Annotated in this window: 16 protein-coding genes; 10 read left to right on the top strand and 6 right to left on the bottom strand. The window is 70.3% G+C overall.

Annotated features, from left to right (window positions below):
* Positions 1-3: 3 nt before the first annotated feature.
* A complete protein-coding gene (locus tag ACWC5O_RS34595; RefSeq protein ID WP_450583138.1) occupies positions 4-1,725 on the top strand; it encodes a glycoside hydrolase family 6 protein in 1,722 nt (573 codons plus the stop codon).
* 24 nt (positions 1,726-1,749) lie between these two features.
* Here ACWC5O_RS34595 and ACWC5O_RS34590 read toward each other — a convergent pair whose 3' ends face one another.
* Positions 1,750-2,556 carry a phytanoyl-CoA dioxygenase family protein gene (locus ACWC5O_RS34590; RefSeq protein ID WP_450583140.1) on the bottom strand — a complete coding sequence of 269 codons (807 nt, stop codon included), beginning with the start codon at positions 2,554-2,556 and terminating at the stop codon, positions 1,750-1,752.
* Between the two features lie 87 nt (positions 2,557-2,643).
* Between ACWC5O_RS34590 and ACWC5O_RS34585 the strand changes: the two genes are divergently transcribed.
* Both ACWC5O_RS34585 and ACWC5O_RS34580 read left to right on the top strand, forming a co-directional pair.
* On the top strand, positions 2,644-3,543 hold the full coding sequence (locus ACWC5O_RS34585; RefSeq protein ID WP_450583142.1) for a class I SAM-dependent methyltransferase: 900 nt from the start codon (positions 2,644-2,646) through the stop codon (positions 3,541-3,543).
* Positions 3,544-3,657: 114 nt separating this feature from the next.
* Entirely contained in the window at positions 3,658-4,359 is a 702-nt protein-coding gene (locus ACWC5O_RS34580) for an SDR family oxidoreductase (protein ID WP_450583143.1), read from the top strand.
* 13 nt (positions 4,360-4,372) lie between these two features.
* Here ACWC5O_RS34580 and ACWC5O_RS34575 read toward each other — a convergent pair whose 3' ends face one another.
* Positions 4,373-5,068, bottom strand: a complete 696-nt coding sequence (locus tag ACWC5O_RS34575) for a glycoside hydrolase family 75 protein (RefSeq protein ID WP_450583145.1) — start codon at positions 5,066-5,068, stop codon at positions 4,373-4,375.
* Positions 5,069-5,254: 186 nt separating this feature from the next.
* On the opposite strand from ACWC5O_RS34575, the gene ACWC5O_RS34570 reads away from it, so the two are divergent.
* Complete coding sequence (locus tag ACWC5O_RS34570; RefSeq protein WP_450583147.1) at positions 5,255-5,866, top strand: hypothetical protein; 612 nt, start codon at positions 5,255-5,257, stop codon at positions 5,864-5,866.
* Between the two features lie 125 nt (positions 5,867-5,991).
* Here the strand turns inward: ACWC5O_RS34570 and ACWC5O_RS34565 are convergent, their stop codons facing one another.
* Positions 5,992-6,828, bottom strand: a complete 837-nt coding sequence (locus ACWC5O_RS34565; protein WP_450583148.1) for an aldo/keto reductase — start codon at positions 6,826-6,828, stop codon at positions 5,992-5,994.
* A gap of 306 nt (positions 6,829-7,134) precedes the next feature.
* Between ACWC5O_RS34565 and pqqA the strand changes: the two genes are divergently transcribed.
* From pqqA to ACWC5O_RS34535, 6 genes are all read left to right on the top strand, one after another.
* Positions 7,135-7,302, top strand: a complete 168-nt coding sequence (gene pqqA, locus ACWC5O_RS34560) for a pyrroloquinoline quinone precursor peptide PqqA (protein ID WP_450583150.1) — start codon at positions 7,135-7,137, stop codon at positions 7,300-7,302.
* A complete protein-coding gene (gene pqqC, locus ACWC5O_RS34555) occupies positions 7,299-8,075 on the top strand; it encodes a pyrroloquinoline-quinone synthase PqqC (RefSeq protein WP_450583152.1) in 777 nt (258 codons plus the stop codon). Before pqqA ends, pqqC begins: the two co-directional genes overlap by 4 nt.
* Entirely contained in the window at positions 8,072-8,404 is a 333-nt protein-coding gene (gene pqqD, locus ACWC5O_RS34550) for a pyrroloquinoline quinone biosynthesis peptide chaperone PqqD (RefSeq protein WP_450583154.1), read from the top strand. The genes pqqC and pqqD overlap by 4 nt, the downstream gene beginning before the upstream one ends.
* On the top strand, positions 8,401-9,111 hold the full coding sequence (locus tag ACWC5O_RS34545) for a radical SAM protein (protein WP_450583156.1): 711 nt from the start codon (positions 8,401-8,403) through the stop codon (positions 9,109-9,111). Before pqqD ends, ACWC5O_RS34545 begins: the two co-directional genes overlap by 4 nt.
* Before the next feature lie 121 nt (positions 9,112-9,232).
* Positions 9,233-12,691 (top strand): glycosyl hydrolase family 28 protein, encoded by a 3,459-nt coding sequence (locus tag ACWC5O_RS34540; protein ID WP_450583158.1) that lies wholly within the window; start codon positions 9,233-9,235, stop codon positions 12,689-12,691.
* A gap of 11 nt (positions 12,692-12,702) precedes the next feature.
* Positions 12,703-14,733, top strand: a complete 2,031-nt coding sequence (locus ACWC5O_RS34535) for a PQQ-dependent sugar dehydrogenase (protein WP_450583160.1) — start codon at positions 12,703-12,705, stop codon at positions 14,731-14,733.
* 7 nt (positions 14,734-14,740) lie between these two features.
* Here ACWC5O_RS34535 and ACWC5O_RS34530 read toward each other — a convergent pair whose 3' ends face one another.
* From ACWC5O_RS34530 to ACWC5O_RS34520, 3 genes are all read right to left on the bottom strand, one after another.
* The gene (locus ACWC5O_RS34530; RefSeq protein WP_450583162.1) at positions 14,741-16,567 is read right to left on the bottom strand and encodes an AMP-dependent synthetase/ligase; all 1,827 of its coding nucleotides are present in this window, start codon (positions 16,565-16,567) and stop codon (positions 14,741-14,743) included.
* Between the two features lie 212 nt (positions 16,568-16,779).
* Positions 16,780-17,025, bottom strand: coding sequence for a hypothetical protein (locus ACWC5O_RS34525; protein ID WP_450583163.1), 246 nt, complete (start codon positions 17,023-17,025; stop codon positions 16,780-16,782).
* Positions 17,026-17,053: 28 nt separating this feature from the next.
* A complete protein-coding gene (locus ACWC5O_RS34520) occupies positions 17,054-17,932 on the bottom strand; it encodes a LysR substrate-binding domain-containing protein (protein ID WP_450583164.1) in 879 nt (292 codons plus the stop codon).
* Positions 17,933-17,998: the final 66 nt, after the last annotated feature.

Here is a 17,998-nt window from a genome sequence, read left to right as displayed (position 1 = left end):
CTCATGAGTCGTACCAGAACGTCACTGCTCGCCGCCCTGGCGCTGGTCGCCGGGGCCTCCGGGACGGCGCTCACCGCCGCGCCGGCCGGCGCCGCCACCACCTCCATCCCCTGCACCGTCGACTACAAGGTGCAGAACCAGTGGGACACCGGCTTCACCGCCGCCGTCACCATCACCAACAACGCGGCCGCGAAGTCGAGTTGGTCGCTGAAGTGGTCGTACGCCGGAAACCAGCAGGTGACCAGCGGCTGGAACGCCAAGATCACCCAGAGCGGCACGGCCGTCACCGCGAACAACGAGACCTACAACGGCACGCTGGCCACGGGCGGTTCGGTCAGCTTCGGCTTCAACGGCTCCTACAGCGGCACCAACGCGGTACCCACCACGTTCACCCTCGACGGCGTCACCTGCAACGTCGACGACGGCGGCAGCGGGGGAGGCGGAGGCGGCGGGAACGGCGGGGGCACCGGCACCCGCGTCGACAATCCCTACGCCGGCGCCAAGGTGTACGTGAACCCGGAGTGGTCGGCGAAGGCCGCCGCCGAACCTGGCGGCAGCCGCGTCTCCAACCAGCCCACCGGCGTCTGGCTGGACCGCATCGCCGCGATCAACGGAGTCGGCGGAGGCATGGGACTGCGCGCCCACCTGGACGCGGCCCTCGCCCAGAAGGGCAGCAACGAAGAGGTCGTCCAGCTGGTCGTCTACGACCTGCCGGGCCGGGACTGCGCGGCACTGGCCTCCAACGGCGAACTCGGCCCCACCGAGATCGACAAGTACAAGACCCAGTTCATCGACCCGATCGCGGCGATCCTCGCCGACCCGAAGTACGCCTCCCTCAGGATCGTCACCACCATCGAGATCGACTCGCTGCCCAACCTCGTCACCAACACCGGCAGCCGCGCCACCGCCACCGCCAACTGCGACACCATGCTCGCCAACGGCAACTACGTGAAGGGCGTCGGCTACGCCCTCGCCAAGCTCGGCGCCATCCCCAACGTCTACAACTACCTCGACGCCGGCCACCACGGCTGGCTCGGCTGGGACGACAACTTCGGCGCGTCCGCCAACGTGTTCAAGCAGGCGGCCACCAGTGAGGGGGCGACCGTCGACGACGTACAGGGCTTCATCACCAACACCGCGAACTACAGCGCCCTGAAGGAGGACAACTACACCGTCAACGACAGTGTCAACGGCACCTCGGTGCGCCAGTCGAAGTGGGTCGACTGGAACCGCTACGTCGACGAGCTGTCCTTCGCCCAGGCCTTCCGCAACCAGCTGGTCTCGGTCGGCTTCAACTCCAGCATCGGCATGCTGATCGACACCTCCCGCAACGGCTGGGGCGGCACCGCCCGCCCGACCGGACCCGGCCCGAAGACCAGCGTGGACACCTACGTCGACGGCGGCCGCTACGACCGCCGTATCCACGTCGGCAACTGGTGCAACCAGTCCGGTGCCGGCCTCGGCGAACGTCCCCAGGCCGGCCCGGCCGCCGGGATCGACGCCTACGTGTGGATGAAGCCCCCGGGCGAGTCCGACGGCTCCAGCAGCGCCATCGCGAACGACGAGGGCAAGGGCTTCGACCGCATGTGCGACCCGACGTACACGGGCAACGCCCGCAACGGCAACAGCATGTCGGGCGCCCTGCCGAACGCACCGCTGTCCGGGCACTGGTTCTCCGCCCAGTTCCAGCAGCTGATGCAGAACGCCTACCCGCCGCTGTCCTGACGACGCGGTGACGGTCCGCCGGGGTCAGTCCTCCAGGGACAGGCCCCGGCGGATCGCCCGCTCCACCACCGAGCGGCTCCCGTCCGCGCGGTCCGGTGCGTACGGCACCGCCGGGTGCAGCGGGGGCTGCGCCATGAAACGGGGACGCGTGCCGTGGTGCGGCTGGGCCGCGTGCACCAGGAACGGGTGGCAGAGGTAGACGTCGCCGGGGCGGCCCGTGGCGTACGCGAGCGGGCGGTGCGCGGAGGCGGCGGCCACCTGGGGGCCCAGCTCCAGGAAGGACGCGCCCGCCTCGCCGTACGGTTCGAGGACCCGCGGCACGTCCAGATGCGAGCCGATCCGGATCCGGGTCGGGGCGTCGGCCTCGGTGACCTCGCTGAACAGGAACAGCATCAGCAGGGCACGGTCCCGGGAGCGCAGGTTGGAGTGGTAGTGCGCCTGGCCCTCGGGCAGATAACTGCCTTCGATGTGCCAGCCCGCGTCGTCCGGCTCCTCGGCGTGCGGGAACCGGAGCGGGAAGCTGCCCAGCGAGTAGCGCGGCTCCCACCGGCCCGCGCCCACGAGCGCATCGAACGCCTCATGCAGGGCGGGGGAGTTGGGGGCGGCCGCGAAAGGGCCCTGTGCCATGCCGGGCACCCACACCACCGGATCCTGCCAGGTGTCCGGGTCGTCGGGGTCGTAGCCCGTCTCCCGCCACAGCAACCGTGCACCGTCCTCGGCGACGCGAGGCGGGAAAGCCCCTTCGATCTTCACGAACCCGTCTTCGAGGAACCGCTCCACCAGCTTGTCGTCCACCGGCCCATCGTCGCCGGGCCCCTTGCCGGGGCGCATCCGGTTTTTGCCGGACCGGCAACAGCGCTGGCCCACGGCCGGTGCGCCGTCGCACGCTGAGCGCATACCGACGAGAGGCTGGGCACCATGGCGCACGACCACCACGAGCATGACCACGACCACCGCCACGGGCACGCGCACGGCACCGACATCGACTGGGCCGAGATGGCTCCGCACCTCGAGGCCCAGGCGGAGCTGTTCACCCCCGTCTACGAGCGGGCCATGGCCTGGCTGGCGAAGGAGGTGACCGAGCCGGGGCTGATCGTCGACGCGGGCAGCGGGCCCGGCGTCGTGGCCTGCCTGTTCGCCGAGGCCTTCCCCGGGGCGCGGATCGTGGCCGTCGACAGCACCGAGCCGCTGCTGGAGCGCGCCCGCGACCGCGCCGTACGGCAGGGCGTGGCCGACCGCTTCGAGACCGTTGCCGGTGAACTGCCGGGCGTGCTGGACGAGTTGGACTACCCGGCCGATCTGCTGTGGGCCAGCCGCAGCCTGCACCACCTCGGTGACCAGCGGGCCGCGCTGGCCGCGTTCGCCGCCCGGGTCGCCCCCGGCGGCACCCTGGCCCTCCTCGAAGGCGGCCTCCCCTCCCGTTTCCTGCCCCGTGACATCGGCATCGGACGCCCCGGACTCCAGGAGCGGCTGGACGTGGTGGAGGCGGAGTGGTTCGCGCGGATGCGGGCCGACCTGCCCGGCTCGGTCGCGGTGACCGAGGACTGGCCGGCCCTGCTGACCTCCGTCGGCCTGAAGCACACCCGCACCCGCAGCTTCCTGCTCGACCTGCCGGCCCCGGCGACCGACCGGGCCCGCGCCTATGTCGCCGCCTCCCTGACCCGGCTGCGCGAAGCGGCCGCCGAGCGCCTGGACGCCGAGGACCTGGCCACCCTGGACCGCCTGCTCGACCCGGCCGATCCCGCGAGCGTGCACCGCAGGCCGGACGTGTTCGTCCTGGGCGCGTACACGGTCCACACGGCGGTACGGCCGGTCTGAGCACCCGCCGTTGCCTCCCCTCGGTGCCGTAACGCCCTACCTGTGACGGGACTTGACTTGGAGAACGCTCGAAGTGATGGACTGCGGGCGTTCACCGACACACAGGGGGAAACCATGAACGACGCTCCGGTCGCGCTCATCACCGGTGGCGGCAGCGGTATCGGCGCCGCCGTCGCCCGGCAGCTGCTCGACGCCGGGTACCGGGTCACGGTCACCGGGCGTGGGGAGCAGCGGCTGCGGGACTTCGCCGACAGCCTGGGGAATCCCGACGCGCTGCTGACGGTCGCCGGCAGCGCGTCGGCCTTCGACGACGTACAGGACGCGGTCGACCGCACGCTCAAGGCGTACGGCCGACTGGACACCGTCGTCGCCAACGCCGGCTTCGCCACCCACGACTCCGTCGCCGACGGCGACCCGTCCGGCTGGACCGAGATGGTCCTCACCAACGTCCTCGGTCCCGCCCTGCTCGTCCGGGCCTCCGTCGACGCGCTGAAGGAGACCGGCGGCCGGATCGTCCTCATCGGCAGCGTCGCCGGGTTCGTGCCGACGCCCGGCAACCTCTACGGCGCCACCAAGTGGGCGGTCACCGGGCTCGCCGAGAACACCCGGCGCCAGGTCACGGAGTTCGGCATCGGCGTCACGCTGGTCGCCCCCGGCCGGGTGGAGACCCCGTTCTGGGACAGTCTCGGCAGCCTGCCCCCGGGCCATCTCCTGACCGCGGACCAGATCGCCGACTCGGTGGTCTGGGCGATCCGGCAGCCGGCCGGGGTCGACATCAACACCGTGGTCGTACGTCCGCTGGGGCAGCCCAACTGACGCACGTACGGCTTCAGTTGTTGGCGAGGAACTGCCTGGCCAGCTGGTCCCCGAGGGAGACGGCCGCGCTGTGGCTCTCGATCGGGGAGACCTTGGAGTTCTTGAACAGGATGTACGTCACGCCGGAGTCGGCCCCGCCGGTGGCCGGGTCGGGGTCGATACCGAGCGCCTTGGCGGTGGCGTACGAGGCCTCGCCGATGATCTTCGTGGGGCCGGTGTCGCCGACGACGGCGTACTCGACCTTGTTGTTGTAGATGACGGCGACTACGCCGCCGCCCTTGATGCCCGCGCCGGAGTAGTTCCAGATGCTGCTGGAGCTGGGCACCACGACGTACGGCAGGGACTCGGCCTTCAGCGGCTTGCCGTCGGACTGGTGGAAGGCGGTGTCGTCCTGGTACCAGGGGTCGCGGTTCTCGTTGCAGTTGGTGGTGCGCTGGCCGTCGCAGTCGACGTCCATGTCGGCCTTCCAGAACACCGCGCCGTTCTTGCCGCACACAGGGATCGTGGCCGAGGTCTCGTCGTCGGTCTTGTACTTGCCGTTCGAGATCTGCGAGCACGACGTCACCTTGGCGAGCAGGTCCGCCGCGCTCACCGAACCCTCCTGGGCGGAGGTGGGTGCGGAGTTGCCCGAGGCGTTGGCGGGCAGCACTCCGGCGGCGAGGAGAGCGGCCCCGGAGGCCGCGGCGAGGGTCAGTGTTCGAAGACGCACTGTCGGGCCCTTCTGTTAGGAAAGTTTCCTTACCGAGTACCTAACGTGTCCCCTCCCGCATGTCCCCGTCAAGTCCCTGCGGAGAAGTCGCGCGCACGCTGGGCCGTTTGCGGGGACTTTCCCACCGGATGCAGTGAATTGCCCCCAGGGGAACACTGGTCATGTCGAACTGGGAGGCGAATCATCATGTTCGTACGCACCGTCTATGTGACCGGCGACCCCGCGAAGATCGACACGGCCATCAGGGCGCTGAACACGGAGGGGCGCGAGCTGCTCCAGGAACGTCCGGGCTACTGCGGAGCGGGGGTCTTCGTGGACCGGGAGCTCGGCAAGCTGCTGGGCGTGAGCTGGTGGGACACGGCCGAGGCGCGGCACAACAGCGACGAGGTCATGCGGCTGCGCAGGCAGGCCCTGCTCGGGCCGTTCGCCGGCACACTGACGGTGGAGAACTTCGAGGCGGTGGTGTACCACCCCCTCCAGCCCCCACGCATGGGCGGCGGACTACGCGTCACGCGGGTGGAGTTCGACCCCGCGGACGCCGACCTGGTCGCCGAGACGTTCCGGTCGACCGTGGTCCCGCGCCTCGAGACGCTGCCGGGCCTGGCCTCGACCGCCCTGCTCGTCGACCGGGAACGCGGCACGGGTCAGGTCGGTGCCCTCTTCGTCGACCGTGACTCGATGGTGGCCTCGCGGGCCGGCCAGGCGGCGGCCCGGCACGAGGGTGTCGCCAAGGCGCATGTGGACGTCGTCGGCCTGGAGGAGTTCGAGGTCGTGCACACGGACGTGCACCTGGGCTGACCGGTCCCGTGGGCTGACGGGTCCCGAGTCGGTGCCCGGAAAGCCCCCTCGTGCGGGGAAGTTCAGGCGGACGGCCGTCCGTCCTGCTGCTCCGGTGGGGCGAACGGCCGTTCGTCGGGCGGGTGTCAGCCCATGTCGAAGGTGGCCGGGTCCGGGCCGAGGCGGCGGTCCTCGTTCAGGGCGCTGATCGCCGCGAGGTCCTCGTCGTCCAGGCTGAAGTCGAACACCTCGATGTTCTCCTTGATCCGCGACGGCGTCACGGACTTCGGGATCACGACGTTGCCCAGCTGGATGTGCCAGCGCAGCACGACCTGGGCCGGAGTGCGGTTGTGCTTCTGCCCGATGGCGACGACGGCCGGCACCTCCAGCAGGCCCTTGCCGTGGCCGAGCGGCGACCAGGCCTCGGTCCTGATGCCCTGCTCCGAGTGGAACGAGCGCGCCGCGCGCTGCTGCAGGTGCGGGTGCAGCTCGATCTGGTTGACCGCCGGGATGACCGAGGTCTCCGCGATCAGCCGCTGCAGGTGCTCGGGGAGGAAGTTGGAGACGCCGATCGCCTTGACGCGGCCTTCGGCGTAGAGCTTCTCGAACGCCTTGTAGGTGTCGAGGTACTTGTCCCGGGACGGCAGCGGCCAGTGGATCAGGTACAGGTCCAGATGGTCGAGACCCAGCTTCTCCAGCGACGCGTCGAACGCGCGCAGGGTGGAGTCGTACCCCTGGTCGCTGTTCCAGAGCTTGGTGGTGACGAAGATGTCCTCACGAGGCAGGCCGGAGGCGGCGATGGCCTTGCCGGTGCCCTGTTCGTTGCCGTAGATCGCCGCTGTGTCGATGCTGCGGTACCCGGCCTCGAGCGCCGTGGCGACGGCCCGCTCGGCCTCGTCGTCCGGCACCTGCCAGACGCCGAAGCCCAGCTGGGGCATCTCGACGCCGTTGTTGAGGATGATCGGGGGGACCTTGCTGCTCACGAGCTTCTTGATCCTTCGGTTGTCGACAGGTGGTACTCCATCGTCAACGATCACAGGCCGGCCTGCATTCCTGACCGCGGAATCCGTGCCGACTGACCGGCGAGTCAGTCCTGGGAGCCCCAGATTGGCCGGAAACGCATCCGACGTCATCGGTCCGGACCATTGACCGCGGCCCTTCATCCCGGGACTCTGTATCGCGCCACCGGACGTGTCACTGAACATAGTGCATGCATGTGAACGGCCTCTGACCATGGCCGCTGTCTGCCCTCTGAGAACCCCCACCCTCAGGAAAGCGGGTATGCGCACATGAACAAAACCCTGCCCACGACCCCTCGCACGGCCCTTCCGCACCCGAAGACATCGGATGAAAAGGTCTGGCGAAGCCCCGGGTACCAGATCGTGGAGACCGCCCTCGAAGTGACCGCCTACGCGCTCGCCGACCGCCGCGCACCCGAGCCGCCCCCGGCCTCATGAGCGCGACCGTCCCGCGTGTCCAGGACGCCTGGAACGTCCCCCGTACCGATGTCCCCGGCGCCGTCCCGCCCGTCGGCGCCGTCTGGTCGGCCGCAGAGTTCACCGAACGGCTGCGCGCCGTCACCGCGGCCCGCTACCACGACCGGCACCCCTTCAACCTGCGGATGCACCGCGGCGAGCTGACCCCCGCCGAGCTGCGCCGCTGGATCGCCGCACGCTTCCACTACCAGCGGCACATCCCCGTCAAGGACGCCCTGATCCTCGCGGGGCTCGGCCGGCCCGAGCAGCGCCGCCTGTGGCTGCGCCGTATCCGCGACCACGACGGCACCGGGGACGGGGGCCCCGGGAGCGAGGGCGGCATCGAGCGCTGGCTGCGGCTCGGCGAGGCGGCCGGCCTCGGCCGCGAGGAGTTGTGGGACGCCTCCCGGGTGCCACCCGGGGTGCGGTTCGCGGTCGAGGCCTACGTCACCTTCTGCCGGCTGCGCCCCACGCTGGACGCCGTCGCCGCCTCCCTGACCGAGCTGTCCGCACCGGACTTGATGCGCACCCGCATCGCCGCCTTCGAACGCCACTACCCGTGGATCGACCCGGCCGGTCTCGCCTACTTCCGCACCCGTGTCGCCCAGGGCGCCCGTGACGGGGAGGAGGCCCTCGCCCTGGTCCTCGCCACCGCCCGCACCCGTGAGCAGCAGGAACGGGCGGTGGCCGCGCTCACCTTCAAGTGCGAGGTGCTGTGGGCGCTGCTGGACGCGGTGGACGGGAGCACCTCGTGAGCTCCTCGCGCCCCGTAGCCCGCCTGTCGCCTCCCGTAGCCCGCCAGCCGCTTCCCGCGGCCCGTCGGCACCCGACCGCCTGGCGTCCCGCCATCGCCCGGGGCGTCCTGCTGCGGCACGACCCCGTGCGGGACACGGACCTGTTGCTGCTGCCGGAACGGGTGGTCGTCCTGCACGGCCGCGCGGGCACCGTCCTGCGGCGGTGCGACGGCAGCCGGACCGTGGCCGGCATCGTCGCCGAGCTGTCCGCGGAGTATCCCGGCGCACCCGTCGCCGTCGAAGTGCCGCACTTCCTGGCCGGGTTGCGGAAGGAGGGCTGGCTGACATGACGACCGTCGCTCCACCGTGGGCCCTGCTCGCCGAGCTCACCCACGCCTGCCCGCTGCGCTGCGGGTATTGTTCCAACCCCGTCGAACTGGTTGGTCGGTCAGCAGAGCTGACCACGGAGCAGTGGGCCGGGGTGTTCCGGCAGGCGGGTGCCCTCGGGGTCGTCCACACCCATCTGTCCGGCGGCGAGCCGCTGCTGCGCCGCGACCTGCCCGAACTGGTGGCAGCCGCCGATGCGGCGGGCCTGTACACCCAGCTCGTCACCAGCGGGGTGGGCCTGGGCGAGCGGCGGCTGGCCGGGCTGGCCGAGTCCGGGCTGCGCAGTGTGCAGCTGTCCGTGCAGCACGCGGTCCCCGCCGTCGCCGAACGCATCGCGGGCGTCAGGTCGTTCGCGGCGAAGGAGCGTGCGGCCCGGCTGGTCCGCGAGGCGGGACTGCCTCTCGGGCTCAACGCCGTCCTGCACCGCGTCAACATCGAGGCCCTGGACGCGCTGATCCGGCTCGCCGTGGACTGGGGCGCGGACCGGCTCGAACTGGCCCACACCCAGTACCACGGCTGGGCGCTGCGCAACCGGACCGCCCTGCTGCCGACGCCCGGCCAGGTCGAACGAGCCCGCTCGACCGTCGCCCGCTGGCGCGAACGACTGGGCGACTCCCTGGAGTTGGTGTGGGTTGCCCCCGATATGAACGAGCAACTGCGAGGTGCGTAGTGTCATGAGCACGATCAGGAGAGGGCTGCGCCTGCGAGACCGTCGAGGACGGTTCCCTGCAGAACACCTACCTCCTGCGCACCAACCTCCGCGGCTGCCAACTCGTCTGAGGAGCCGTCCCATGCGTTCCAGCCCCCCGCACGGCAGAGGTGCGGCGGCGATCGTCCTGTTCGTCGTCGCCGTCGTCCTCGGCCTCACCCACCCCGCCGCCCTCGCGGCCCCCGGGCAAGCGCCCCGCGCCGCCGTCTTCGACGTACGCGACTACGGCGCCAAGGGCGACGGTTCCACCAACGACACGCCCGCCGTCAACAAGGCCGTCACCGCCGCGAGTTCGGCCGGCGGCGGCACCGTCCGCTTCCCGGCCGGCACCTACAAGTCCAAGAACACCATCCACATGAAGAGCAACGTGACGCTCCAGGTCGACACGGGCGCCACGATCCAGGGTTCCTCGGCGGACACCTACGACGCGCCCGAGTCCAACCCGTACGACAAGTACCAGGACTACGGGCACAGCCACTTCCACAACGCGATGATCTACGGCGACAAGCTCACGAACATCGGCTTCGTCGGCGGCGGGGTCATCGACGGCGCCGGCAACCTGATCACCGGCAACCCGAAGCCGGGCGAGGCCGACAAGATCCTCGCGCTGACCCGCTGCGACGGACTGCGGATCGGCGACGGCCTCACCCTGCGCCGGGGCGGCCACTTCGCCGCCCTCGTCAACGGCTGCAGGAACGTGACGTCGGACCACCTGACCATCGACACCGCGAGCGACCGCGACGGCTGGAACATCATCTCCACCACCGACGTCACGGTCACCGACGCGCACATCAGGGCGAACGACGACGCGCTCGTCTTCAAGAGCGACTACGCCCTCGGCGCCAAGCTCCCCAGCGGCCATGTCCGGGTGAGCGATTCGTACCTCTCGGCACGGTGCTGCAACGCCCTGATGTTCGGCTCCGAGACGTGCGGCGACTTCTCGGACTACCGGTTCGAGAAGATCCGCATCGAGGGCGCCGACAAGTCCGGCCTCGGCATGGTGTCCATGGACGGCGCGAAGATCTCCGACGTCCACTACCGCGACATCACCATGACGGACGTCCACTCACCGATCATGCAGAAGATCGGCACACGCAAGCGCTGCGGCAACAGCCCGGGTGTCGGCTCGATCAGCGACGTGACGTACGACGACATCACGGCCACCGGCGACAGCCCGTCCTTCAGCCCGACCCTGTGGGGCGAGATTGGCCACCGGATCAGCGGCATCACCTTCAACCACGTCGACATCACCGTGCCCGGCGGCAACGGCACCATGTCCACCGCGGTGCCGGGCAACGACCCGAACGACTACAACCCCAAGAGCATCGGGACCCGGCCGGCCTACGGCTGGTACCTGCACAACGCCGACCACGTGCGGTTCACCGACAGCTCCGTGAAGTTCGCCGCCGACGACGGCCGTCCCGCCGTCGTCGCCAACGCGGCGAGCGACATCCGCTTCGCCCGCTTCACCGCCCAGCGCGGCGCCGCCTCCCCGCACGACGCCGGCTTCCAGAACGTCACCGGCTACTGCCTGACGGACAGCCGCACCACCTCCGGCGGCACCCTGCGGATCGCATCCACCGGGTCCACCGAGAACTGCGGTGCGCCGGCCAGGCCCCTGGACCTGGAGAACCCCCGCCAGGACTTCCTCCGGGCCTCGGTCGGCGGCCTCTTCCTGCACTGGGGCCTGCGCACCGCCCCCGCCCACACCAGCTGCAGTGCCTGGGAGAACGACGTCACCAGCGGCGGCTGGACGCCGGAGTACTGGGTGAACGAAGCCCGCAAACTGCACACGCAGTACCTCGTCCTGGCCACGTTCCACAGCCGGCTGGGCTACGCCCGCCCCTGGCCGTCGAAGATCCCCGGCTCCTGCTCCACCGAGCGGGACTTCCTCGGCGAGCTGATCACGGCCGCCAAGGCCAAGGGCATGAAGGTCATCCTCTACATGACCGACGACCCCCAGTGGCACGCCGAGGGCGGCCACGAGTGGCTCGACTCGGCCGCCTACTCCGCCTACCGGGGCAAGAACGTCGACCTGACCACCCGCGACGGCTTCGGGCAGTTCAGCTACGACAACTTCTTCGAGGTCATGGACCGCTATCCCGACCTCGGCGGCTTCTGGATCGACAACGACAACGCGTACTGGGAGAGCCACAACCTCTACGCGCAGATCTATCAGAAGCGCCCGAACTACACGCTCAGCAACAACAACGAAGACACGGCGATCATGGACATGGTCAGCAACGAGCAGAAGACGGGGATGACGCCCGCCTACGACTACCCCCAGGCCGTCTACACGGCCCAACCCCGTCTGACCGAGGCCGACTTCAAGCTCCCCTCGACCGGTGCCTGGTGGTACGACGGCTCCAACCCGTCGGTCGACCGTATGCTCACCCTCGGCCGCCTCGTCACCGACGCCGGTTCCTCGGTCAAGGCACTGATGGCCGAGACCGCCCAGGTCAACGGCAAGTTCCCGGCCGACCAGGCCGCCTTCAACAACTTCGCGAACACCTATCTCGACCCCATCTGGGAGTCCCTGCACGGCACCGAGGGCGGCGGCTACATGTACGGCGGCCTCAAGCCGGGCTTCTGGAACGACGGGGCGCACGGCGTGACCACGATCAGCAAGACGGATCCGAACCGCCATTACATCCATGTCCTGACCCCGCCCAGTACCAGAACTCTGCGCATCCGCGACAACGGCTGTCGCATCGCGTCCGTCATCAACCTCCGCACCGGAAAGGCGGTTTCCTGGTCGCAGTCCGGCGGCGTGCTCACGCTGACCGGGCTCGGCGACTGGGACCCGTACGACACCGTCTTCAAGGTCACCAGCGCCGGCCGCCAGGGCATCCTCACCGGTGTCAGGGTGACCGCGAGCGCCTCGGCGAGCGGTCACACCGGGGCGGCCGCCGGTGACGGCGACTACCTCACCTACTGGGACAACGACAAGACGCTGCCCGTCAGCCTCACCTTCGACCTCGGCTCGGCCAAGAAGGTCCAGTACATCGGCCTCAACCAGCGCGAGGACTCCGTCGCCTACGCCCGCTCGGACACCGAGCAGTCGGCACGGATCAAGGACTACAAGGTGTACCTCAGCAACGACGGCTCGACCTGGGGGAGCGCGGTCAAGACCGGTCGGCTGCCGAGTCGCCGTGGAATCCAGGGCATCGACCTCACCGCGGCCGACGCCCGCTACGTCCGCCTGGAGGCCGACACCACCTGGGCGGCCTCCTCCGACTCCACCCGCTACAAGCGGCTGCGGATCGACGAGGCGTGGATCGGCACCGCGTACGCGACACCATCGGCCTTCACCACCGAGTCGGACAACGGCCACTCCCTGCGCCCCGCCATGGGCTGGAGCAGCGGGAGCTTCGTGCGCCGCCGGCCGGCCGAGTCGAAGATCAGGGCCCAGGCCGACGCGCCCGACTGGTCGGTCAACCGCGACCGCCCCTGCGGCTCAGGCACCGGCGGCGACTCCTGCAGCGGCGTGACACAGCAGCCGTACGACCACCCGAAGGTCTTCGCCCAGTACACGGGCTGAGGGGAACACCCATGAATCTCAAGAGAGTTCTGCCCTACGGACTGGCCGCGGCCCTCGCGCTGCCCCTCGCCGGTCTGAGCCAGGGCACCGCCCTCGCGGCCACCGACTACCAGGCCGAGGACGCCCGGATCTCCCAGGGCGCCGTGGCCACCAACCACACCGGCTACACGGGCACCGGCTTCGTCGACTACACCAACATCAAGGGCTCCTACGTGGAGTTCACGGTGAACGCGGCCGCCGCCGGCACCGCGGCGGTCACCCTCCGCTACGCCAACGGCACCTCCACCGACCGCCCGATGGACATCTCTGTCGGCGGCACGGTCGCCGCGCCCGCGGTGTCCTTCCCCGCCACGGCCGACTGGAACACCTGGGCCACCAGGACCGTCAACGTGCCGCTCACCGCCGGGTCCAACACGATCCGCGCGGTGGCCACCACCGCCGACGGCGGCCCCAACCTGGACCGCATCAGCGTCGGGGCGGCGACCGACACCCAGGCCCCGACCCGCCCCGGCCGGCCCGGCTGTTCCGACATCGGCGAGAGCGGCCTCACCCTCGGCTGGGGCGCGTCCACCGACAACGTGGGCGTGGCGGCGTACGACATCTACGAGCACGGCAACAAGATCAGCGAGACGCCCGGGAGTTCGACCAGCAAGGCGCTGACCGGGCTCACCCCCGACACCACCTACAACCTCACCGTCGTCGCCCGGGACGCGGCCGGCAACACCTCGCAGGCCAGCCCCGTCGTCGACTGCACGACGAAGTCCAGCTCCGACACCACACCGCCGACCGCACCCGGCACCCTGTCCGCAGCCGACGTCACGGCGAACACGGCCGACCTCGGCTGGGGCGGGTCGACGGACGACCGCGCCGTCGTCGCCTACGACGTACGCAGCGACACGACCGTCTACAAGACCGTCACCAGCGGTACCTCGACCACCCTCACCGGTCTCGCCTGCAACAGCCCGTACTCCCTGAACGTCGTCGCCCGGGACGCGGCCGGGAACGTCTCGCAGCCGAGCAACACCGTCACCTTCACCACCAAGGCCTGCGCCACCGACGGCGGTGTCCCGTCCTCCGTCGCCACGCTGTCGACGGGCTGGACGATCCCGTGGGGCACCTACTGGATGCCCGACGGCAAGACCGCGCTGGTCACCGAGCGGGACGACTTCCGGGTCTGGAAGGTCACCAAGGACGGGGCGAGGACCCAGGTGGGCACCGTCCCCGACGCCGTCACCACCAACGGCGAGGGCGGGCTGCTCGGGGTCGCCGTCGACCCCAAGTGGGACACCGACCACTACGTCTACTTCATGCACACCGCGTCCGAGGGCAACCGCGTCGTCCGCATGACGTACGACGGCACCAGGCTCGCCGACTACAGGGTGCTGCTCCAGGGCATCAAGAAGAACCGGTACCACAACGGCGGCCGCCTCGCCTTCGGCCCGGACGGCTATCTGTACGTCTCCACCGGCGAGGCCCAGACGCCCGACCTCGCGCAGGACAAGAACTCCCTCAACGGCAAGATCCTGCGCATGACGACCGACGGCAGGCCCGCCCCCGGCAACCCCTTCGGCAACTACGTCTACTCCCTGGGCCACCGCAATCCGCAGGGCCTCGCCTTCGACCGCAACGGGCGCCTGTGGGAGGCCGAGTTCGGCAACAGCTCCAAGGACGAGCTGAACCTCATCAAGCCCGGCGCCAACTACGGCTGGCCGACCTGCGAAGGCAACTGCTCCGTCGCCGGCATGACCAACCCCAGGGCCACCTGGAACGTCTCCGAGGCCTCGCCCAGCGGCATCGCCATAGTCCGCAACGTCATCTACATGGCGTCCCTGCGCGGCGAACGGCTGTGGCGCATCCCGATCAGCGGGGACACCGAGAAGGTCGGCACCCCGACCGCCTACTACGTCGGGACCTACGGCCGGCTGCGCACCGTCACCAAGGTGCCCGGCGCCGACCAGCTGTGGCTGTCCACCACCAACTGCGACAACAACGGAGGAGCGGCGGACGGATCCGACAGGATCTTCAAGGTGACGATCAGCTGACGGGGGGTCAGGCCCGGTAGAGGGCCTCGACCTCGCTCTCGTACGCCTTCTCGATCGCCTTCCGCTTCAACTTCAACGACGGCGTCAGCAGGCCGTGTTCCTCGGTGAACGGCTGCGCCAGGATGCGGAAGGTACGGATGGACTCGGCCTTCGAGACGAGGGTGTTGGCGGCGACCACCGCCCGTCGCACCTCCGTCTCCAGGTCCGGGTCCCGCACCAGCTGCGCGGGCGTCAGCTTCGGCTTGTTGCGCATCTGCAGCCAGTGCTCCACGGCCTCCTGGTCGAGGGTGACCAGGGCGGCGATGTAGGGGCGGTCGTTGCCGACGACGATGCACTGGTTGACCAGCGGATGGTCGCGGACCCGCTCCTCCAGGACACCGGGGGAGACGCTCTTGCCGCCGGAGGTCACCAGGATCTCCTTCTTGCGGCCGGTGATGGTCAGATAGCCGTCCTCGTCGAGGGAGCCGAGGTCGCCGGTGGCGAGCCAGCCGTCGTGCAGGGTCTCGTCGGTGGCCTTCTGGTTGTTGAGGTAGCCCTGGAAGACGTTGCCGCCGTGCAGCCAGATCTCCCCGTCGTCCGCGATGTGCACGGTGACGCCCGGGACGGCCTGGCCGACGGTGCCGTAGCGGGTGCGGTCGGGCGGGTTCGCGGTCGCCGCCGCCGTCGACTCGGTCAGGCCGTAGCCCTCGTAGATCTGCACGCCCGCGCCCGCGAAGAACAGCCCGAGCCGGCGGTCCATCGCCGATCCGCCGGACATCGCGTTCCGGATCCGCCCGCCCATCGCCGCGCGGACCTTCGCGTACACGAGCTTGTCGAACAGCTGGTGCTGCATCCTGAGGGCCGCCGACGGGCCCGGACCGGTGCCCCAGGCCTTGGCCTCGGCGGCGTCGGCGTACTTCACGGCGATCTCGACCGCCTTCTCGAACGGCCCCGCCTTGCCGTCCTTCTCCGCCTTGCGCCGGGCCGCGTTGAACACCTTCTCGAAGATGTACGGCACCGCGAGGATGAACGTCGGCCGGAACGCGGCCAGGTCCGGCAGCAGCGCGGCCGCGTGCAGCTGCGGCTGGTGCCCGAAACGGACCCGGCCACGGATCGCCGCGACCTCCACCATCCGCCCGAAGACGTGCGCCAGCGGCAGGAACAGCAGCGTGGAGGCCTCGTCGCCCTTCTTGGAGTGGAACACCGGCTCCCAGCGCCCGATCATGGTGTCCGCCTCGTACATGAAGTTCCCGTGCGAGAGCACACAGCCCTTGGGCCGGCCGGTCGTGCCCGAGGTGTAGATGATCGTGGCGACCGAGTCCGGGGTGACCGCCTGCCGGTGCCGGTGCACCACCTCGTCGTCCAGATGCGCGCCGGCGTCGTACAGCTCCTGCACACAGCCCGCGTCCAGCTGCCACAGCTCCCGCAGCCGCGGGAGCCGGTCGATGACCGTGGCGATGGTCATCGCGTGGTCCTCGTGCTCCACGATCGCCGCCGACACCTCGGCGTCGTACAGCATCCAGAAGCACTGCTCGGCCGAGGACGTCGGGTAGATCGGGACCACCTGGGCGCCGATCGTCCACAGCGCGAAGTCGAACAGGGTCCACTCGTAGCGGGTGCGGGACATGATCGCGACCCGGTCGCCGAACCGGACGCCACGGGCGAGGAGCCCCTTGGCCAGGGCGAGGACCTCGTCGCGGAACTCGGCGGAGGTCACGTCCCGCCATTGGCCCGACTCGTCCTTGCGGCCCAGCGCGATGTGCAGGGGGTCCGTCCGGGCATGCTCGAAGACGACATCGGCCAGGCCGCCCACCGGCGGCGCCGACGCCAACGGAGGGGTGGTGAACTCGCGCAAACCCTCGCTCCCCGTTCCTATGACGCTCCGCACAGCGCCGTGAAAGCTACCCCACCCACAGTCGGGGCGGGAGGGGGTACGAAATCGACCAATGCTCACCATCGGCCTGGGCAGTGCCCGGAAAATACACTCACATGCGGAAGGGTCGGACAGAATACTTACGGTTCAGTAAGTTTCGGTGCCGTAATCTCCACCGAATCTGTACGACCCGATTACGGCCCGACGGCAGCCTCCTCAGGACTCAGGCGCGCGGCGCCTTCGTCTTCTCTGTTCAGCGTCGTGGCGGCCGATTCCGTCACTCCGGTCCGCTGCGCGCCGGGTGCCCTGACCAGGACCAGGACCAGGACCAGCGCTTCCGCTGCCGCGCCGTGCGGGAGCGTGCCGGTCGTCCGGGCGGTCGGGACGGTGCCGAACACCGCGACCCCCGGCGCGTACCCCAGCTGCCGGACGGTGTTCACCGCACCGGCCGCCGTGCCGGCCCGCTCCTCAGTGCCCGCCGCGCTGACCCCGGTGCAGCCGGTCCCCGCCCGTCAGGACCGCCGCCGCCAGCGCGTTCGCCGCGGCCTCGGCCGCGCCGCGCCGCCGGCCGTGCACGAGGACGAAGTCCACCTTGCCCAGCTCCGGCAGGCCCGAACGGTCCGCTACCCGGAACAGCCCCGGCGGGATCAGCCGCCGCGAGTGGGCCATGACGCCGAGCCCCGCGCGGGCGGCGGCGATCAGGCCGTTGAGGCTGCCGCTGGTGCACGCGATCCGCCAGCCGCGCCCCTGCTCCTCCAACGCCTCCAGAGCGCGGGCGCGGGTGATGCCGGGCGGCGGATAGACGATCAGCGGGACCGGCCGGTCGGGCTCCAGGCGGACGTGTTCGGAGCCGATCCACACCAGGTCGTCGCGCCACACCAGCTCGCCACGCGGATCCTGCGGGCGCCGCTTGGCCAGCACCAGGTCGAGCTTCCCCGCCGCCAGCTGCTCGTGCAGGGTGCCGGACAGCTCCACCGTCAGCTCCAGGTCGACCTCCGGGTGATCGTGGCGGAAGCCCTCCAGGATCTCCGGCAGCCGGGTGAGGACGAAGTCCTCCGAGGCGCCGAAGCGCAGCCGGCCCCGCACCCGGGTGCCGGTGAAGAACGCCGTCGCCTGTTCGTGCACCTCCAGCAGCCGGCGGGCGAAGCCCAGCATCGCCTCGCCGTCCTCGGTCAGCTCCACGGAGTGGGTGTCCCGGGAGAACAGCTGCCGGCCGGTGGCCTCCTCCAGCCGGCGCACATGCTGGCTGACCGTGGACTGGCGCAGCCCGAGCCGCCGGGCGGCCTGCGTGAAGCTGAGCGTCTGCGCCACCGCCAGGAACGTGCGCAGCTGGGTGGGGTCGTACACGACGGCAGCGTACCGCCGGTCATCACGGAATGCGATGACAGTAAGAGTGGTATGTGGGATTCCCGA

This window comes from Streptomyces sp. NPDC001450 (assembly GCF_053597295.1).
This window is presented reverse-complemented; position numbering and strand designations above follow the sequence as displayed.